The 17,565-nt window shown below is 52.5% G+C and carries 22 protein-coding genes; 21 read left to right on the forward strand and 1 reads right to left on the reverse strand.

Annotation, left to right across the window (positions count from 1 at the left end):
• Positions 1-3: 3 nt before the first annotated feature.
• From BMX91_RS05595 to BMX91_RS05625, 7 genes are all read left to right on the forward strand, one after another.
• Positions 4-438 (forward strand): BrxA/BrxB family bacilliredoxin, encoded by a 435-nt coding sequence (locus tag BMX91_RS05595; protein WP_092050964.1) that lies wholly within the window; start codon positions 4-6, stop codon positions 436-438.
• Positions 439-440: 2 nt separating this feature from the next.
• Positions 441-1,217, forward strand: coding sequence for a class I SAM-dependent methyltransferase (locus tag BMX91_RS05600; RefSeq protein WP_092050967.1), 777 nt, complete (start codon positions 441-443; stop codon positions 1,215-1,217).
• A gap of 172 nt (positions 1,218-1,389) precedes the next feature.
• Positions 1,390-1,656 (forward strand): hypothetical protein, encoded by a 267-nt coding sequence (locus BMX91_RS05605; protein WP_177168292.1) that lies wholly within the window; start codon positions 1,390-1,392, stop codon positions 1,654-1,656.
• Positions 1,657-1,925: 269 nt separating this feature from the next.
• Entirely contained in the window at positions 1,926-2,510 is a 585-nt protein-coding gene (locus BMX91_RS05610) for a YpjP family protein (RefSeq protein WP_092050969.1), read from the forward strand.
• A gap of 141 nt (positions 2,511-2,651) precedes the next feature.
• Positions 2,652-3,596 carry a thymidylate synthase gene (locus BMX91_RS05615; protein ID WP_092050971.1) on the forward strand — a complete coding sequence of 315 codons (945 nt, stop codon included), beginning with the start codon at positions 2,652-2,654 and terminating at the stop codon, positions 3,594-3,596.
• Positions 3,597-3,614: 18 nt separating this feature from the next.
• Positions 3,615-4,103, forward strand: coding sequence for a dihydrofolate reductase (locus BMX91_RS05620; RefSeq protein WP_092050973.1), 489 nt, complete (start codon positions 3,615-3,617; stop codon positions 4,101-4,103).
• Entirely contained in the window at positions 4,100-4,864 is a 765-nt protein-coding gene (locus BMX91_RS05625; RefSeq protein ID WP_092050975.1) for a lysophospholipid acyltransferase family protein, read from the forward strand. Before BMX91_RS05620 ends, BMX91_RS05625 begins: the two co-directional genes overlap by 4 nt.
• A gap of 47 nt (positions 4,865-4,911) precedes the next feature.
• Here BMX91_RS05625 and trhA read toward each other — a convergent pair whose 3' ends face one another.
• A complete protein-coding gene (gene trhA / locus BMX91_RS05630; protein WP_092050977.1) occupies positions 4,912-5,541 on the reverse strand; it encodes a PAQR family membrane homeostasis protein TrhA in 630 nt (209 codons plus the stop codon).
• A 103-nt stretch (positions 5,542-5,644) separates the two neighbouring features.
• Between trhA and BMX91_RS05635 the strand changes: the two genes are divergently transcribed.
• From BMX91_RS05635 to BMX91_RS05700, 14 genes are all read left to right on the forward strand, one after another.
• On the forward strand, positions 5,645-6,484 hold the full coding sequence (locus BMX91_RS05635; protein WP_092050979.1) for a DegV family protein: 840 nt from the start codon (positions 5,645-5,647) through the stop codon (positions 6,482-6,484).
• Positions 6,485-6,544: 60 nt separating this feature from the next.
• The gene (locus BMX91_RS05640) at positions 6,545-7,351 is read left to right on the forward strand and encodes an SGNH/GDSL hydrolase family protein (RefSeq protein WP_245744294.1); all 807 of its coding nucleotides are present in this window, start codon (positions 6,545-6,547) and stop codon (positions 7,349-7,351) included.
• A 7-nt stretch (positions 7,352-7,358) separates the two neighbouring features.
• Positions 7,359-7,940 (forward strand): YpmS family protein, encoded by a 582-nt coding sequence (locus BMX91_RS05645; RefSeq protein ID WP_245744296.1) that lies wholly within the window; start codon positions 7,359-7,361, stop codon positions 7,938-7,940.
• A 10-nt stretch (positions 7,941-7,950) separates the two neighbouring features.
• Entirely contained in the window at positions 7,951-8,475 is a 525-nt protein-coding gene (msrA, locus tag BMX91_RS05650; protein ID WP_092050981.1) for a peptide-methionine (S)-S-oxide reductase MsrA, read from the forward strand.
• A 4-nt stretch (positions 8,476-8,479) separates the two neighbouring features.
• Positions 8,480-8,911, forward strand: coding sequence for a peptide-methionine (R)-S-oxide reductase MsrB (gene msrB / locus BMX91_RS05655; protein ID WP_092052093.1), 432 nt, complete (start codon positions 8,480-8,482; stop codon positions 8,909-8,911).
• Between the two features lie 49 nt (positions 8,912-8,960).
• Positions 8,961-9,179 (forward strand): YozE family protein, encoded by a 219-nt coding sequence (locus BMX91_RS05660; protein ID WP_092050983.1) that lies wholly within the window; start codon positions 8,961-8,963, stop codon positions 9,177-9,179.
• 100 nt (positions 9,180-9,279) lie between these two features.
• Positions 9,280-9,981, forward strand: coding sequence for a purine-nucleoside phosphorylase (gene deoD, locus BMX91_RS05665; RefSeq protein ID WP_092050985.1), 702 nt, complete (start codon positions 9,280-9,282; stop codon positions 9,979-9,981).
• Positions 9,982-10,077: 96 nt separating this feature from the next.
• Entirely contained in the window at positions 10,078-11,565 is a 1,488-nt protein-coding gene (locus BMX91_RS05670; protein ID WP_092050986.1) for a lmo1851 family serine protease, read from the forward strand.
• 57 nt (positions 11,566-11,622) lie between these two features.
• Positions 11,623-12,522: a CobW family GTP-binding protein gene (locus BMX91_RS05675; protein WP_092050988.1), complete on the forward strand. Its 900-nt coding sequence runs from the start codon at positions 11,623-11,625 to the stop codon at positions 12,520-12,522.
• Positions 12,515-12,769, forward strand: coding sequence for a hypothetical protein (locus BMX91_RS05680; RefSeq protein WP_092050990.1), 255 nt, complete (start codon positions 12,515-12,517; stop codon positions 12,767-12,769). The genes BMX91_RS05675 and BMX91_RS05680 overlap by 8 nt, the downstream gene beginning before the upstream one ends.
• Before the next feature lie 174 nt (positions 12,770-12,943).
• On the forward strand, positions 12,944-13,828 hold the full coding sequence (locus tag BMX91_RS05685) for a CAP domain-containing protein (protein ID WP_245744298.1): 885 nt from the start codon (positions 12,944-12,946) through the stop codon (positions 13,826-13,828).
• 178 nt (positions 13,829-14,006) lie between these two features.
• Positions 14,007-15,407: a spore germination protein gene (locus BMX91_RS05690; RefSeq protein ID WP_245744300.1), complete on the forward strand. Its 1,401-nt coding sequence runs from the start codon at positions 14,007-14,009 to the stop codon at positions 15,405-15,407.
• A complete protein-coding gene (locus BMX91_RS05695) occupies positions 15,407-16,447 on the forward strand; it encodes a GerAB/ArcD/ProY family transporter (protein ID WP_092050993.1) in 1,041 nt (346 codons plus the stop codon). The genes BMX91_RS05690 and BMX91_RS05695 overlap by 1 nt, the downstream gene beginning before the upstream one ends.
• On the forward strand, positions 16,444-17,532 hold the full coding sequence (locus tag BMX91_RS05700) for a Ger(x)C family spore germination protein (RefSeq protein WP_092050994.1): 1,089 nt from the start codon (positions 16,444-16,446) through the stop codon (positions 17,530-17,532). The genes BMX91_RS05695 and BMX91_RS05700 overlap by 4 nt, the downstream gene beginning before the upstream one ends.
• The last annotated feature ends 33 nt before the right edge of the window (positions 17,533-17,565 follow it).

The following is a 17,565-nucleotide window of genomic DNA, read 5'->3' on the forward strand; positions in this document are numbered from 1 at the left end:
AAAATGGAAGCATATGAGGCATACATGAAGCAGGTGGCGGAACCAATGCGCCGCGAACTGACGGAAAATGGTTTCCGTGAACTGACGACGGCGGAGGATGTCGATGCATTCATGTCGTCCGCAAAAGGCACGTCACTTGTCGTGATCAACTCCGTCTGCGGATGCGCGGCGGGACTTGCGCGTCCGGCAGTGGCAGCAGCACTTGAGGAAATTAATCAGAAACCGGAGAACCTCGTTACGGTATTCGCCGGACAGGACCGTGAGGCAACCGAGAAAATGCGGGGCTACTTTGAGGAAGTGCCGCCAAGTTCCCCTTCGATCGCTGTACTGGAGGGCTCCGAACTCAAATATTTCATTCCGCGCGAACAAATCGAAGACCATGACCTCGAGCAAGTTCAGGCACACCTATCCGGCGTTCTCCGCCAGATGGTGAAGTGAACTTGCCCATTGTAACCACCGGCCAGCATCCGGACGAAGAAAGTGTCCGGCTTGCTCAGCACGTGGCCGGGGAGCTGGGCACAGATTTTGTGCCGAGGAAGAAACGGTCCGTCCGCAAACTGATGGGGGAATTCGGCCGTCCGGTCGTCGTGGCCGGAAAAGAACGGTACGAGTACCATACCGACCCTGATGTAAAGCCGCTGTTCTTCCATCCGGGCCTCGCTGCCATCCGCATCAAGCGGCTGCAGAGTGGAGGAAATGATGCCATGGTGGATGTATGTGGTCTCAGACCGGGGGACACCTTCCTCGATTGCACAATGGGACTTGCCTCCGACAGCACTGTTGCCTCATTTGTCACAGGTCCCTCCGGGCGGGTGACAGCCTGCGAGGCCGACCCGATGGTCACCTATATCGTGGGCCACGGATTGGCAACTTACAGCGACTCGCCGGAAGAAGTGCTGGAATCCATGCGCCGGATCGATGTGCGGAATACCCAGGCGTCCGATTTTCTGCAAAATTGTGATTCCAAGAGCTACGACATCGTTTATCTTGATCCGATGTTTGAGGAGACGATCGAGGAAGCAGCCGCTTTTGCGCCGCTCCGTTCAGCGGGCGTCCACAATCTGCCGGATGAACGGCTCTTCAGGGATGCTGTCCGGGTCGCCCGGAGGCGTGTCGTGCTGAAAGCCCACTTCAGGTCTGAATTGTTCGACCGGTACGGATTCACCCGCATCGAACGACCCAACACAAAATTTCATTACGGCTTTATCGGGATTTGATTATTATTAAAACTGCCACACGGATAGTCCGTGTGGCAGTTTTAACGTCAGTCCTGAAGATGAATCAAAAAAGTGTAAACAAATCTACGCGTTCTTGTATAATCAAAGTATTACAAGCTTGGAGAGTTGCCGTGCAAATACAGCCGGCTGTCTCCTGAAGGAGATCACTGGTATGACTGACCGCCTCGAACAAGAAATTGCACGCCTGAATCAGATTCATGATGCCCGGGAGCGGACGAGGGCAAAGATGGAATTGCTCCTTGAACGGATCCCGAAAGGAATCGAGGAAGCAGAGTCGGGAAATGCTGAGGCTGCAGCGGCATATCTGTCCGCAACCCAAAAGATTCTTTCTGCCGCGCTGTCAGAAGAAGAAAATGGCTATCATCGGCTTATCGGAAAACAAGCGGATACCGATGAGAAGCATGAAGAAACTCCCTGAGCCTATCGCTCAGGGAGTTTCTCGGTTTCCCCCGGGAAGGGGATTGAATGCTGATCAGTGCGTGAAGTTAAAGTAGCTCAGATAGGCAAGAAGCCCGAGGAAGCCGATTCCAATCCAGATGCTTGCGTCCATCATAGTACCTCCTTTGGAGCTTGGGAACTATTTATATTGAGTCCCCGTCTATTGTACAATGAAACCAGCGAGAAGAAAACCACTATACATACAGACGGCGGTTTCGCCGATTGATTGATCAAACGGGGGGAAAGATCATGAAAAAGTGGATCCAGAAATCTCTGATGGCTGCAGTAGCGCTTGTCACGCTCGGTTTTATCACACCGAGCCATGAAATCTGGGATCAGCTCCTGGATGAGCGGGGCCAGAAGGAGATTGCGGGCAGCACCGGAACCGCTGTTGCTGCTGAACTGCCAACAACGTTTACAGAAGTGGAAGATGCGCCATTTTCCGAACTGGCTAAGGCAACAGCACGAGACCGGGCCTATGAGAAGTTCGGTTCGAAAATCGGCCCGGCCATCTCGGATGAGTTCGATCAGGTCATCCTCCCGAAAATCGAAGAAGCGATCGAGATAACGCTTGTTTCGATCGGAGATGATGGAGGCCGTTCACTTTCGATAAGCGAACAGCCCGCTGGCGGATACTCAGAAAAAATCTTTCACATTTTTGACACAGAAAGCGGAAAAGACCTGATCCGATTCCATGTGCGCACGGACAAGCGGCCCCTTGACGGCTATTACTTCAACTTCCATTACCACACCTCAGAAGACGGCTACAGCCGCCATATCGAGCTCGGTGATATTTTCTGGTCCAAGAACACACCCCCAAAATGGCTTTCCTAAAAGACCGGCATGGACTTCGACATCCATGCCGGTCTTGGTGTTTCTAAAATAGAATGAGCGTGGCGGGCGTGTTAGAATTGGGTAGAACAAGAATACATAGATGACCCGGCGAATCAACGAAATCATAAGGAGGCGTACGGGATGGAACAATACCAACAGCTTTGCAGAACAATCTTGGAGAACGGGACGGACAAGGGGGACCGCACAGGAACCGGAACACGCAGTATTTTCGGGCACCAGATGCGGTTTGACCTGAGTGAAGGGTTCCCGCTCATGACGACGAAAAAAACGGCGTTCCGCCTGATCGTGTCGGAACTGCTCTGGTTCATCAAAGGGGACACGAATGTCCGGACGCTTATCGCTGAACGCAACCCGATATGGGACGAGTGGGCATTCGAAAAATACGTGAATAGCGGTGAATACAGCGGCCCTGACATGACAGACTTCGGCAGGCGGGCAGCAAAGGATCCTGTATTCAAGGAAGTCCTCGGCCTGGAAATGGACAAGTTTCGCGAAATGATCCTGTCGGATGACGAATTTGCGGAAACCTACGGAGATCTCGGGCCGGTATACGGCAGGCAGTGGCGCTCCTGGCCGGACGGCCGCGGAGGGACGATCGACCAGCTTAAGAATGTCATCGGTTCAATCCAAAACAACCCCGATTCCCGCCGCCACATCGTGAGCGCGTGGAATCCGGCAGAAGTTGAGGATATGGCTCTGCCGCCATGTCACACGCTGTTCCAGTTTTATGTGGCGGACGGCAAGCTGTCCTGCCAGCTTTACCAGCGGAGTGCGGATGTTTTCCTCGGTGTGCCGTTCAATATTGCTTCTTACGCGCTTCTGACTCATCTGGTTGCCCGCGAGACAGGTCTTGAACCGGATGAGTTTGTGCATACGCTCGGCGATGCGCATATTTACTCCAATCATTTTGACCAGGTGAACGAGCAGCTATCCCGTGAGCCTAAAAAGCTGCCGGAACTTGTAATTGAAGCCGACGGAAAATCGATCTTTGAGCTGGAGACAGCGGATATCCGAGTGGAAGGATATGACCCGCATCCGAAGATCAAAGCACCGATTGCGGTCTGATCCAAAGGAGGACAAATGATGATTTCCTATATTGTGGCGCACGATCCGGATCTCGTGATCGGGAAAGACAACCAGTTGCCCTGGCATCTGCCGGGCGACCTGGCTTATTTCAAGAAACAGACGATGGGCAAAGCGATGGTGATGGGACGAAAAACGTTCGAATCGATCGGCCGTCCCCTCCCGGGCCGCCTAAACATCGTCGTCACCCGCAATCCTGACTATAAAGCCGAAGGAACTGTTGTGGTAAACACAGTTGAAGACGCCATCAGCCGTGCGGAGGAATATGCCCCGGAAGTGATGGTCATTGGCGGCGCAGGTCTTTTCAATGAGCTAATGGACAAGGTTGACAGGCTCTATGTCACGCTTGTTAAGCAGTCATTCGCAGGGGACACGTATTTCCCCGAATACAAGGACGGCTGGGTCCTGGTTTCCCAGTCCGAAGAACACCAGTCCGACGATGGGGTTCCTTACGATTACCGGATCTATGAAAGGAAGCAGACACTTTGAATGCGGTCCGCAGCATCAGAACGTATGGCTACCTTTTCGGTTATCTTCCTTTTTCAATCCCCGCATTGAGACAGATCCGCAGGATGAAAAGTACCGCTGCCTCCGAAGTATTGGCGGATACGGTCAGCAGGGAACCGAGAAAATGGGCTGCCGGAATTCTTAAGCGGACAAACAGCGAAATCAAGATGACTGTCAGAGGGGATTTGCCGGAAGGCCCGGTGCTGTTCGTCAGCAATCATGAGGGAAACTTTGATATCCCGGTCCTGATCGCACATCTTCCGAAGCCGTTCGGGTTTATGTCGAAAAAGGAAGTCAAAAAGCTTCCGGTCATCCGGGACTGGATGGAGGAGATGAACTGCGTATTCATCGACCGCTCGGACAGGCGCAGCGCCGTCCGATCAATCCGTGACATGGCTGAAAAGCTCCGATCCGGCCATTCCATGCTTATTTTCCCGGAGGGGACGAGAAGCCGTGGAGGGCAGCCGGGGGATTTTAAGTCCGGATTTGTCCGGATTGCCATGGAAGGCGGTGTCCCAATTGTTCCGGTCGCCATCCATGGCACATCCGAAATCATGGAACAAAACAATAACCGGATCAAACCGGCATCTGTAACGGTCGATGTTCTGGAGGCGGTTAGCCACCAGGAGATGCTTGACCGCTCCGCGGCTGAGATTACCGGAATCGTGCAAGAGAGGATCCGTGAAGCTGCGGCTGAAAGGGCCGCCCGGAAACCACGACAGGAGACTGTCAGAACCGCGTGAACCGCAACCGCACAAATAAAAAAAGCAGCCGGAAATCCGGCTGCCGGTCAGGCATAGAGCAATATGGAAAAGTACATCGCGGCACTTCCTCCGATTACAAACAGGTGCCAAATGGCATGATTGTACGGGATGCGGCGCCATGCATAGAAGATGGCACCGAAGGTATATAACAGCCCGCCGATGACAAGCAGTACAATTCCTTCTGTCCCGATCACGGCATGCAGAGGGCGGAGAGCGAAGACGATCAGCCAGCCCATCGCGATATAGAAAACAAGTGATACCGCTTCATAACGGTGGATAAAGAATACCTTGAACAGGATGCCGAGGATAGCAAGTCCCCAGACGATTCCAAACAGGGTCCAGCCGAGCTTGCCACCCAGTGACGTCAGGACCAGCGGTGTGTAAGTCCCTGCAATCAGAATGTAAATCGACGAATGGTCGAGGATTGAAAAGAATCGCTTATATTTGACAGGCATACTATGAAGCAATGTAGACATGAGGTACAGCACAAGCATCGAGACGCCAAAAATGGTATACGCGGTGATATGGAGTCCGGAGCCGTACTCGCTGCCCTTCAGGATGAGGAAGACCAATGCGGGGATGCTCAGGATAAAACCGAGTCCGTGTGTAATCGCATTCCATAATTCTTCCTTTTTGTTTTTGTAATCGAAGGCCAACGCCTCCACCTCTCTTTCCTTGACTTAGCTGTCCGCCGAATTCTATTCTTCTTTTACCACCAATAACAGCAAGCGAATCAGCAAAATCTGAAAGGGCGACAGTATGACAACCATTCATATCGTAACAGACTCAACAGCAGATATCAGCAAGGAGACCGTCAGCGAGCTCGGCATCCATGTCGTGCCGCTTTCCATCCAGATCGGAGGACAGACATATGTCGATCGGGTCGACCTGTCTCCGGAAGAGTTCCTGGACATGATGAAACAAAACGAAGAACTGCCCAAAAGTTCACAGCCGCCTGTCGGTGTTTTCAAGGAACTGTACGAGTCCCTTGGAAAAGATGGAGGAAAGATTCTCTCCATCCATATGACCGGCGGAATGAGCGGAACCGTAGAATCCGCCAGGGCCGCAGCGGAACTGGCGGATGCCGATGTTACCGTTGTGGATTCGGAATTCATTTCCTTTGCACTTTCGTTCCAGGTGCTCGAAGCCGCAAGGATGGTGAAGGACGGAAAAGACTTCAATAAAATTCTTGAGCGTGTCGACACCGTCAGGAAAAACACCGCATTGTATGTGGTAGTAGATACACTTGAGAACTTGGTCAAGGGAGGCAGGATCGGCAAGGGGAAGGCGATGATCGGTTCCCTTATGAATATTAAGCCGATCGCAGCACTGAAAGAAGGTGTCTACACGCCCGTCAGCAAGGCGAGAAGCCATAAGCAGGTTGTCCGTCAGCTTTTCAAGGACTTCAAGGAGCAGACGGTCGGCCGGAAGCTGCGTGCGGTCGGTATCTCCCACGCCAATGGCATGGCGATGGCTGCACCGCTTAAGCAGATGATCGAAGAAGACGGATTCCAGGACGTGAAGCTGATGTTCACATCTCCCGTCATCAGCACCCATACCGGTCCCGGGGCAATTGGATTCATGTACTACTGGGATTGAGCATGGATGGCGGGGAGCCTGGGGTTCCCCGCTTTTTGGTTCGAAAAGGGGTAAATAGAGATGAAAAAAAGGATTTGGATTCTTGCCGCGGCCCTTTTCCTGACCGGTTGCTTACCGGGCAGTGACCCCGTAAGCTTCGGCACAATGGAGGATCGCGGCTTTGGGCAATACGAAGTGCCTCCGACTTTCGCTCCGAGAACGGTCGTGCTGGTCGGCCTTGGAGATTCGCTTACTCAAGGTGTCGGTGACGACCGGAAACGGGAAGGATACGTCGGCCGTCTCGCGGTTAAGATGGAGGAATGGAAAGGTGTAAAGGGTGTCGTGGTCCATAATCTGGCAAAACGAGGCAGACGGAGTGATCAGCTTGCAGAGCAGCTGTCAGATCCCAGGGTTCGTGAAACCATTGCCGAAGCGGACATTCTCACTTTGACGATCGGTGGAAACGATCTTATGAAGGTCGTCAAGGAGGATTTGTTCAGCCTGGACGCGAAAGCGTTTGAAGGGAAACTGGAGCCGTTCATGGACCGTCTCTCAACTTCGCTTTTCCAGGTGCGGCGGGCAAATCCGGACGCGGTCCTCATCGTTCTCGGTCTTTACAACCCGCTGACGGTCGTGACTGACGAGGAAAGTGAATTTGACGGGATTCTGTCCGACTGGAATGCGGTCCTTGAAGATGCCGCGGTGGCAGATGGAAGGGCTTGCTATGTTCCTGTGGACGACCTGTTCATCACCAACCGTGATCTTGTTTATCATACGGACTTTTTCCACCCGAACGGCAAGGGGTACAGCAGGATGACGGACAGGATCATGGACGCACTCTCACGGTGCGGTTTGAACCGGCTGTCCGGAGGGGAATTGGAATTTTGAGAGGTGGATGCCGGTGAATAAATGGAAACTCGCTTTCTTTCTTTTGGCGGCGCTGATCGTGACAGGCGCCCTGGCATTTGTGTTCTGGATCAGCCGGCCGGTCGAGGGAACCCCTCTTCCGCTGGCCGCTCCGGCTGCTGACGGGGCAGACAGGCTCACGGTGACCGCCTCCCGCGAGGATCTGGAGGGAATCGCGAATACGTATATCAGGCAAGCCATCAACAATGACCGGATTCCGGTCAAGCTTGAATTTGAGGATGATGTGCTCCTCGTGTCCGAACTGACCGTTTTTGCCGTCCAGCTGCCGGTTACGATGCACTTTGAACCGGAGGTTCTTGACGACGGCAACCTGACGCTTAAACAGAAATCGGTGGAAGTCGGCAACTTGACGATTCCGCCATCCACCATCCTAAAGCTTCTGGGTGATACAGTAGGACTGCCCGCCTGGATGGTTGTCCGGCCGAAAGAAGAAGAACTGTTTATCGATTTGTCCAGGCTGCCGGTTTCGGGCGGCATCCAGGTGAGGGCAAAAGAAATCAATCTTCCGCAGGATGATATCGAACTTGAAATTCTCATCCCGCGAAAATAGGAGGCATCGTATGGCAACCGAAAAAGCGATTTTTGCAGGGGGCTGCTTCTGGTGCATGGTGAAACCGTTCCACAAGTATGAAGGGGTGGAATCAGTCATTTCCGGTTATACGGGCGGCCATGTCCCAAACCCTACTTACAGGCAGGTGTGTTCTGAAACGACCGGCCATTATGAAGCCGTTGAAATCACCTTCAACCCTGAAGTCATTTCGTATGAAGAGCTGCTTGATATTTTCTGGCGGCAGATTGATCCGACCGATCCCGGCGGCCAGTTTTTCGACCGCGGAGACTCTTATCGGACAGCGATCTTCTATCTTGACGAAGACCAGCGCGCGGCGGCCGAGCAGTCCAAAGCAGAACTTGAAGCAGCCGGTAAATTCGACGGGCCGATCGCCGTACAGATCCTTCCCGCCAAAGAATTTTATCCGGCAGAGGAGGAGCACCAGGACTATTACATGAAGAACCCTGCCCATTACAATCGCTACTTTGCGGGATCGGGCAGAAAAGCGTTCCAGGAAACCATGTGGGAGGAGTGACATGATGAATAAAGAAGAACTAAAGAAGAAGCTGACTCCGATGCAGTATCAGGTCACCCAGGAAAACGGCACTGAGCCGCCATTTCAGAACGAATACGATGCACACTTTGATGAAGGGATCTATGTCGATATCGTATCCGGAAAACCGCTCTTTTCATCAAAAGATAAGTACGATGCGGGCTGCGGGTGGCCCAGCTTCACCAAGCCAATCGAGGACACCGAAGTCACAGAGCACTTTGATACAAGCTACGGAATGAGACGCACGGAAGTTCGGAGTAAAAGTGCCGACTCCCATCTGGGGCACGTCTTCCCAGACGGGCCGATGGAGGCGGGCGGACTTCGCTACTGCATCAACTCGGCAGCTCTCCGGTTTGTACCGAAGGACAAGCTGGAACAGGAAGGGTACGGCAACTATCTGAAACTGTTCGGGGAATAAGTACCCGGTTGATATCAGATTATGAAACATTCAGGAAGGCGGTGGTCCGGTGAGGCGGACATTTTATCAATTCCTATTGTCCCACCGGGGAGGCCCGCAGGACGACCCGCGCGCGGTTTTCGCGGAAGCGGCTTTTCTCGATCATGAATTCCCGAAGGACGAAACAGGTTTCGACCCGCTGTCGCGCTATCTGGAAGTGCGCGCGGACCCGGATATGCCGTCGCGGGTTTTTGATGAACTTTGGGAAGAATATCGGGAGACCGACTAAAATCTGGCGTCCGTTTCAAGCGGGCGCCTGTGTTGTGATTGCGGGCGGTAGCAAAACACGATATGATTGAAAAGAATTTGTGAAAGCGGGGTTTGACTAAATGAGCATACACATCAATGCAAAAAAGGGCGATATCGCCGACACGATCCTATTGCCGGGCGATCCGCTCCGCGCAAAGTACATTGCAGAAACATTCCTGGAAGATGTCGAGCAGTTCAACGAAGTCCGGAACATGTTCGGCTACACCGGAACCTACAATGGAAAGCGGGTTTCCGTAATGGGTACCGGGATGGGCGTACCGTCGATCTCCATTTATATCACAGAACTGATGCAGGAGTATGACGTACAGAAGCTGATCCGCGTCGGCACATGCGGTGCGATCCAGAAAGATGTCAAGGTCCGTGACGTCATCATTGCACAGAGCGCGTCAACGAACTCCAAATTTAACGAGATCACTTTCAAGGGTATCGATTATGCTCCGACGGCAGATTTCGATCTCCTGCTCAAAGCTTACGAAGCAGGACAGGAAAAAGGCCTGAACCTGAAAGTCGGCAACGTATTTACGGAAGATCTCTTCTACAGTGATGATTCGGATCACAAACAATATGCTGAATACGGCGTCTTGGCCGTCGAGATGGAATCGGCTGCACTTTATACACATGCTGCAAAATTCGGTCGTCAGGCGCTTTCAATCCTGACGGTGAGCGATCATATCCTGACAGGCGAAGCGACATCCTCCGAGGAGCGCCAGACGACATTCAACGAAATGATCGAAGTCGCCCTGGAAGCGGCTATCCAGTAATGAAACGGATTGACCGCCATCGTACGGTGGCGGTCTTTTCCGTATATCGGCCTGCCGCAAACGCAGCGGGCTTTTGGTTGAAAGTGGTGAATCAACATGGACGAAAACGAAAATCGAAATGGCAACGGTCATGAAGACAAGCAAGAGACGCCTGCTGGGCGCTACCTTCGCATCAAGCCATTTTTCCTGCTGATGCTCATGTTCGGCCTGGTTCTCCTGACTGCGGGTGTGACGTTTTTCGCGCTGACTGTCGGAGAAGACAAAGTGGTCGAGGTCGTCTCTCCAAAATCCGAGCGGGGCGAATTCAGCAAGCTTTACGACGCGTACGACGCGGTGAAAAAGCAATACTTCGAGGATGTCACTGATGAGGAGCTTGTGAACGGGGCGATCAACGGCATGGTTGACGCCTTGGGTGATCCTTACTCCGATTATCTGGACCAGACCGAGGCTCAGCATCTGAATGAAAGCATTTCATCCAGTTTTGAGGGGATCGGCGCAGAAATTCAGGAACGGAACGGCCAGATCATGATCGTCTCCCCGATCAAGAACTCACCTGCAGAAAAAGCCCATCTGCAGCCGGATGACATCATCATGGCTGTAGACGGCGAAAGCCTGCAGGGCAAATCATCGACAGAGGCAGTCACGCTCATCCGCGGCGAAAAAGGGACGGAAGTCACCCTGCAGATCGAGCGTGCGGGGCTGGAAGAGCCGATTGATGTGTCAATCACCCGTGACGTGATCCCGATCGAAACGGTTTATGCCGAGATGGTCGATGATGAAGTTGCTCACATCCAGATCACGAGTTTTTCGGAGAACACATTCGATGAGCTGATTGAAGCCATTACGGCAATGGAAAAAGAAGGCATGAAGGCGATGGCCATCGATGTCCGGCAAAATCCGGGCGGCCTGCTCAGCACAGCGATTGAAATTTCGAACCTCTTTATCGAGGAAGGCGAAGGCCTGTTCCAGATTGAAGAGAAAGGCCAAAAGCCGCAGATCACCTACGCGACAGGCGGCAATAAGGTGAAGCTGCCGGTCGTCCTGCTGATTGACGGCGGCAGCGCATCGGCCTCCGAGATCCTGGCAGGCGCTCTGATGGAGTCCGCCGACATCCGCACTGTAGGGGAGAAGACATTCGGTAAAGGCACCGTCCAGTCGCCGCAGGACTTCCAGGATGGTTCGAACCTTAAGCTGACGACAGCCAAATGGCTGACGCCTGACGGTAACTGGATCCACGAAAAAGGGGTCGAGCCGACGGACCCGGTCGCCTATCCGGAATATGTGAAGCTTCCATATATCGATCCGAAAAAACCGATGCAGGACGGGGATACGTCAATGACGATCCTCTCCGCCGAACAGATGCTGGAAGCGGTCGGCTTTGATCCGGGTGAAGCAGACGGAGTGTTCGACGAATCGACAACGGATGCGGTCCGCGACCTTCAATCTGATGCCGGCCTTGAGGAAAGCGGCATTCTTGAAGGGGACACGACATTCGCTCTCATGGACAAGCTCCGTGAAAAGATCGAAACCGACGACCCGATGCTGAAGAAGGCGGCGGAACTTCTCCACGAACAACTGAAATGACGACATCGGGCGGGATCCAAAAGGATCCCGCCCGCTTCATTGAAAGGATGATCAATCATGACAGAAGTATATATTCTCAGCGGTTTTCTCGGGAGCGGGAAAACATCCCTGCTCACTGGGCTGATCAGGCAGGCGAAAGAGGAAGGGCTGAAGCCGGGGGTCATCATGAACGAACTCGGCGAACTCGCTTTTGATTCGGAAGCGGTGGAGGACGGGGTGCCTCTAAAAGAAATCTTGAACGGGTGCATCTGCTGCACCGGCTCAGAGAAGACGGAATCCCAAATGCAGGCGCTGCTCCATGAAGATGTTGATATCATCTTTATCGAGACGACCGGAGCCGCGCATCCGGTGGAAGTCCTAGATGCCGTCCACTCGCCGCTGTTTGGAGAAAAACTGGATGTGAAGGGAATCGTCACCGTGGCGGACGGAAGGCGTTATCTTTCCGCTGAAGGCATGACTCCTCAAGTCCGGATGCTGTTTATCGAACAGATCCGTCATGCGGGGTTCATTCTCCTGAATAAGAGCGATCTTCTGTCGGATTCCGAAAAGGCGGAAGCCGTGATGGGCATCCAGTCCCTGAACCCCGGTGCACAAATCATCGAAACAGTGAATAGTAAGGTTTCCCTGGCCACACTCCGCAGCATGGCACAAAAACGGTCCGGTATTCCGGTGCAGAGTGCGGGCATCGGCAGCCACCTCCCGATCGGCACTCGCCTTGTGACATTCAGCGAACCGGTCGCCCGTGAAGCATTTGAGAATTGGGTCCGCACACTTCCGGAAACGGTGTACCGGATAAAAGGATATGTACCGCTTGAAGGAAACAAATACCCGTCGCTGTTCCAGTATGCCTACGGGATGGTCCAGTGGATCCCCGAGTATATGAACATGCCGGCAAACCTTGTCCTGATCGGTGAGGGCCTCTCTGAAATCCGTGTGCCGGGTACTCATCATGAATGAGCAGGATCAACTGGTCATAGCTTACCGCAAGCTTTGGCCGGGGAGGGCAGCGGCACAGAATGCCACTTCCTCTGACGAAATCAGGAAGCTTGCCGAAGACGAGCTATCAGACAGGCTGACCCATCCCCGGCTGAGGAAAGACCTTCCATCCAAGCTGGCAGAAATAAAAGAACGCATCCGGACTTCCTCTCTTTCCGATGCGGACCAAGATATTCTGATCCGCTTTTATCAGTCCCTGATGCCCTGATGTCAACCGCACATGAAATGAAATAGTAGGGCGTCCTGGCGGAGATTTCCTATGAATCATCCGCTGGGACGCCTATTTTCAAAGGTTTCGGGAGTGGTTGGTCTTTAAGGAAAGTGCTGGAACGATATGCATGACGGCCTGCGTGTACGATGGTGCCGAAGGGAGGAATTGAGAATGAAAAAAACGATTTCCGTTCTCGCCATGAGCGCTGCACTTCTTACGCCGGGGCTCACTGCGCAAGCACAGCAGACAACAGAAAGCGAACAATTCCAGAAGATCAATGTGGAAGGGGTGTCCCTGCACACATATGTTGCCGGAGAGGTAATCCGCTATAACGGCGAAGACCTGTCCAAGCTGGACATCCAGAGCCTGATCCAGAAAATCCTTAAAGAATATGGCTACAAGCTTCCGGTACAGAATGCCGGACTGGAAGAGCCTGAAACAACTAAGCCGGAAGCTCCTGCAGCAGAGGAGAAACCGGAACAGTCTAAACCTGCTCCGGCTCCAGCTCCAGCACCGGAACAGCCTAAAGAGGAAAAGCCTGCTCCGGCTCCTGAAAAGCCTGCAGAGCAAAAGCCTGAGGTGGAGAAGCCTGCGGCACCTGCCCCGGCGCCCGCTCCTCAGCAACCGTCCCAACCATCGGCTGAGCCGACTGAGCAAGCACCACAGCAGACTGCCGGCCTGAGCGCGGTAGAACAGAAAGTCCTTGACCTGACAAACGCCGAGCGTGCCAAATCCGGTCTCAAGCCGCTTACTGCAGATGCGAAACTGATGGATGCGGCACGGGTAAAATCCGCAGACATGCGCCAGAACAATTACTTCTCGCATACTAGCCCGGTCCACGGTTCCCCGTTTGATCAGATGAAAGCAGCCGGAATCAGCTACAAGAAAGCTGCAGAAAACATCGCCATGGGTCAGCGGACTGCTGAAGAAGTCGTGAAAGGCTGGATGGAATCGCCTGGCCACCGCCAGAACATCCTGACGCCGGAATTCACTCATATCGGTATCGGATATGACTCGAATGGACATTACTGGACTCAGATGTTCATCCAGAAATAAGCTGAGCGAATCTGAATAAGATCAGTTAAACAGAAGACATCCCCCTGTCTCCATCGGAAATTCCGGCGGAGACAGGGGTTTTGTATGTTTTAGTGAACAAGCCTTCATCAGCACACACTCGAATCGAGGAATAAATTTCTTTTTTGGGGCGGATACTTTCTTGAAGAGGTGATTCACTATGAATGCCGAGTTTGTGCAGTCCATTCACAACTTTTTTAATAATTCCGTGGACTTTGAAGTGAAGGAACGTGAGGTTGCGGGAGTCCCCGCGGTTCTCTGCTACTATACAACGCTGATCGATACTGCACTTGCCGACCGGCATCTGGAGAGTCTCGAGAAGCGGGCGATGGCAGGAAGCGAGAAATGGGGAAATTCAGCCACCTCATCGGCGGAGGCCTTCAGTGAGGAAAAGCTTGCAGAACAGGTGTGTACCGGTAATCTGGTCATCGTCTTCCCGGAGACCAACATGATGCTGGGAATCCAGGTCAACAATGCCCCAAAACGTTCACCGGAAGAGCCGAAAAACGAGACGGTCGTCCGCGGGGCGCATGAAGGGTTTGTGGAAAGTATCACCGACAATGTTGCGCTGGTCAGAAATCGGCTTCAGCGCAAGGACCTGGTGATGGAAAGCTTCCGGATGGAGAACACCCATGCACACATCAATATCCTTTATCTTGCGGATGCCATCGACCCGGATGTGCTGGCCCAAATCCGCCAAAGGATCAGAGATATACCGTACAAGGAGTTCTACAGCATGGGACAGACCGAGGATTATCTTGAGGACCAGGTGTATTCACCTTTTCCTCTGTTCCTGAATACCGAGCGGCCAGACCGTGTGATCTACAGCCTACTGGAAGGGAAAGCGGCATTATTAACAGACAGTTCACCGACAAGCATTATCACGCCGACCAATTTTTTTGCATTTTACGAGTCACCTGATGACTACAATAGCCGGATCATTGTCGGCTCCTTTTACCGGATGGTCCGGGTCGTCGCTTTTTTCACGGCCATCCTGCTGCCTGCATTCTATATTTCCGTCATCAGCTTCCATTCGGAAATCATGCCGATTGAGCTGGCGAAGACGGTAAAAATGCAGATCAATGACATTCCTTACCGGCCGCTTTTGGAAGCATTGATCCTGGAACTGTTCATTGAGCTTATCAGGGAAGCGAGCGTCAGGCTGCCGCAGCCGATCGGCCAGACTGTAGGCATCGTCGGCGGGATTGTCATCGGGGATGCGATCGTCAGCGCGGGTCTTGCCTCAAATCTGATGGTAATCGTCGTCGCGATGACGGCCATTGCCAGCTTCGTCATTCCCTCCGCTGAGATGAATATGGCGGTAAGGCTGATCCGGTTCCCGTTCATGCTGCTGAGTGCCGCACTCGGATTCCTCGGGATGGTGCTTGGAACCCTATTCCTGTTCATCCATCTGCTGAATCTTTCATCTCTCGGACAGCCTTATCTGTCTCCACTTGTCCCGTTCGATCCGAGCCGCTTCAAGGATGTCTTTTTCAGGGTGCCGTTTTATCGTCCGGATAAGCAGCAGCAAACGTTTAATCATGGTGGTAAACGCTCGTGATGAAAATCCGGATTACGCAAACTCAGTTGTTTCTCATGCTGTTCATTGTACAGACCGGCACGGTGTTCATTTCTTTCCAGTCTCCTCTGATCAGGGTGGCCGGCAGCGATGCCTGGCTGGTGTTTTTGTGCCTGGGACTGACTTTCCCCCTGCATCTTTGGCTGTTTGAACGGTTTATCGATCGTTTTATCTGGTCAAAGCCGGTTTGTGTGCTTTATGGCCTGTACTGGTATTTTATTTGTTCGAGTCTCATCGGCAAGACCGTATATACGCTTAATGTGTGGGCTTTCCCTGAAACGCCCATGCTTTTGGTCATCGCACTGATGACGTCGGTGCTTTTGGCAGTTGTTCTCAGTAAACCGACGACAGCCATCAATCTGGGGGTCATTCTCATCCCCCTGATTCTGATTTTTGTCTTGTTTGTTTCTTTGGCGGTCAATGATCTGATCTGGACCAACCTGTTGCCAGTCGCGCATCTTTCACTTTCCGAACTGCAAAAGGCGCTCCAGCCGGCGCAGCTGCCTTTTGTCGGGATCGAGTTGTATCTGCTCTTCAGGCTCCTGTTGCCGGAAAAGGTGAGTTTTCGCAATTTGGCAATCTACAGTTCCATCTGGTTAGCCTTTTTCATGTATATGCTGATTTTTCCGCTTGCCTACTTTTCCCTGAAAGAATTCGACCTGTTCCCGGACCCGATCATGTATCTGCTGAAATCACAGGAGGTCACATTTGTCGAACGGCTTGATCTCTTTTTCATTTATATCTGGCTGGCATGGTCGATTGTCACGGTGTGCATATATGCATTTGCGGTCGTCCGTCTCCTTACGCTGATGGGGATTGCCAATTACAAGAAGCATGCCGTCTGGATGGCCGTCATTTTCATATTTATCACGAATACCATGGCGACGAAAAGCGCCGTTGAGATGAATGCCATTTTAATCCCATATCTTCATACTGTGTTTGCCATGGCAATTCCGGCGTTTATCATCATATCCAATCAACTGAGGAGGCGGAAAAGAACCGGGGAGGGGGCAAGCGGATGAAGCGTTTGATGTTTTGGGTGCTGCCAGCCGTGCTGCTGCTTTCAGGATGCTGGGATGAGCTTGTCTTCAGGGATATTCAGGTTGTGACTATGGCGGGAATCGACGGAAACCAGGATGAAGTGACCGTCTATTACGGCTTTCCTGAGTTGCTGGACAGCCAGCCAGTACCACAGTCACTCGAGTCGAAAGGGCGTACCTACTCAGAAGCGAGGAACATGGCCAATGAGCGCTCCGATGAAGTGCTTGACCTTAGCTATCTTCAGGTATTCTTAATATCAGAGGAGGCGGCAAAGCACAGGATCTACGATTTCATGGATTCCTTTTTCCGCGTTCCCAGGAACCGGGTAACCGGGCATATGGCAATCGCACAGGGAGACATGAAACAATACTTCGATAATCCGGGATCATCCGGCGCGCCAAAGAACGAGTCCGAAACGTTCGGAAAAAAGATCGATACGTTCCACAAGTATTCTCTTTCCACCATGTATGATCTCCAGCAGGTCTGCACGATTCTTTTTGATGATGGGATGGACTTGTCACTTCCCGTACTTAAAATCGAGGAACAGACCGGAGAACCGGAGCTTGCGGGTACCGGGCTGTTCAGCGGCATGGAGTACACGGGAAAAGTTCTGAGTCTCGACGAAGGCCGATTACTCGCCATGCTGAAGAAGGAGACGGGCACCATTCTCAGGCTGAATTATGATGTGGAAGTGGAGGGGGAAAAGACGCCCATCCAGATCGAGATCATCTCCAATAAGCAGAAGATCAAAATCAAAGGGGAACATGTGGATATCGAGATGCGCATCAAAGCGGAAGTCGAAGAATTTGCACATGGTGCCGTCTATAAAAATCAAAAGCAGATGGACCGGCTGGGCAAGGAACTTGGCAAACTTGTTGAAGAAGATGTCAACAAGCTAATCGGCAAACTTCAGGAGGCGGAAAGTGACGCGATCGGAATCGGGCGCAGGGTACGGGCGTTCCATCACGATCTCTGGGAAAAAGCGAAGTGGAGTGAAACCTATCCTTCACTAGAGATCGATGCGAGCGTCGAATTGAAAATCGAGCGGACAGGCATCCTCGAGTGAGAAGGGCAACACGAAAACCCCGTTGCAGTGTTG

The organism is Bhargavaea ginsengi (assembly GCF_900109165.1).
Classification (GTDB): Bacteria; Bacillota; Bacilli; order Bacillales_A; family Planococcaceae; genus Bhargavaea; species Bhargavaea ginsengi.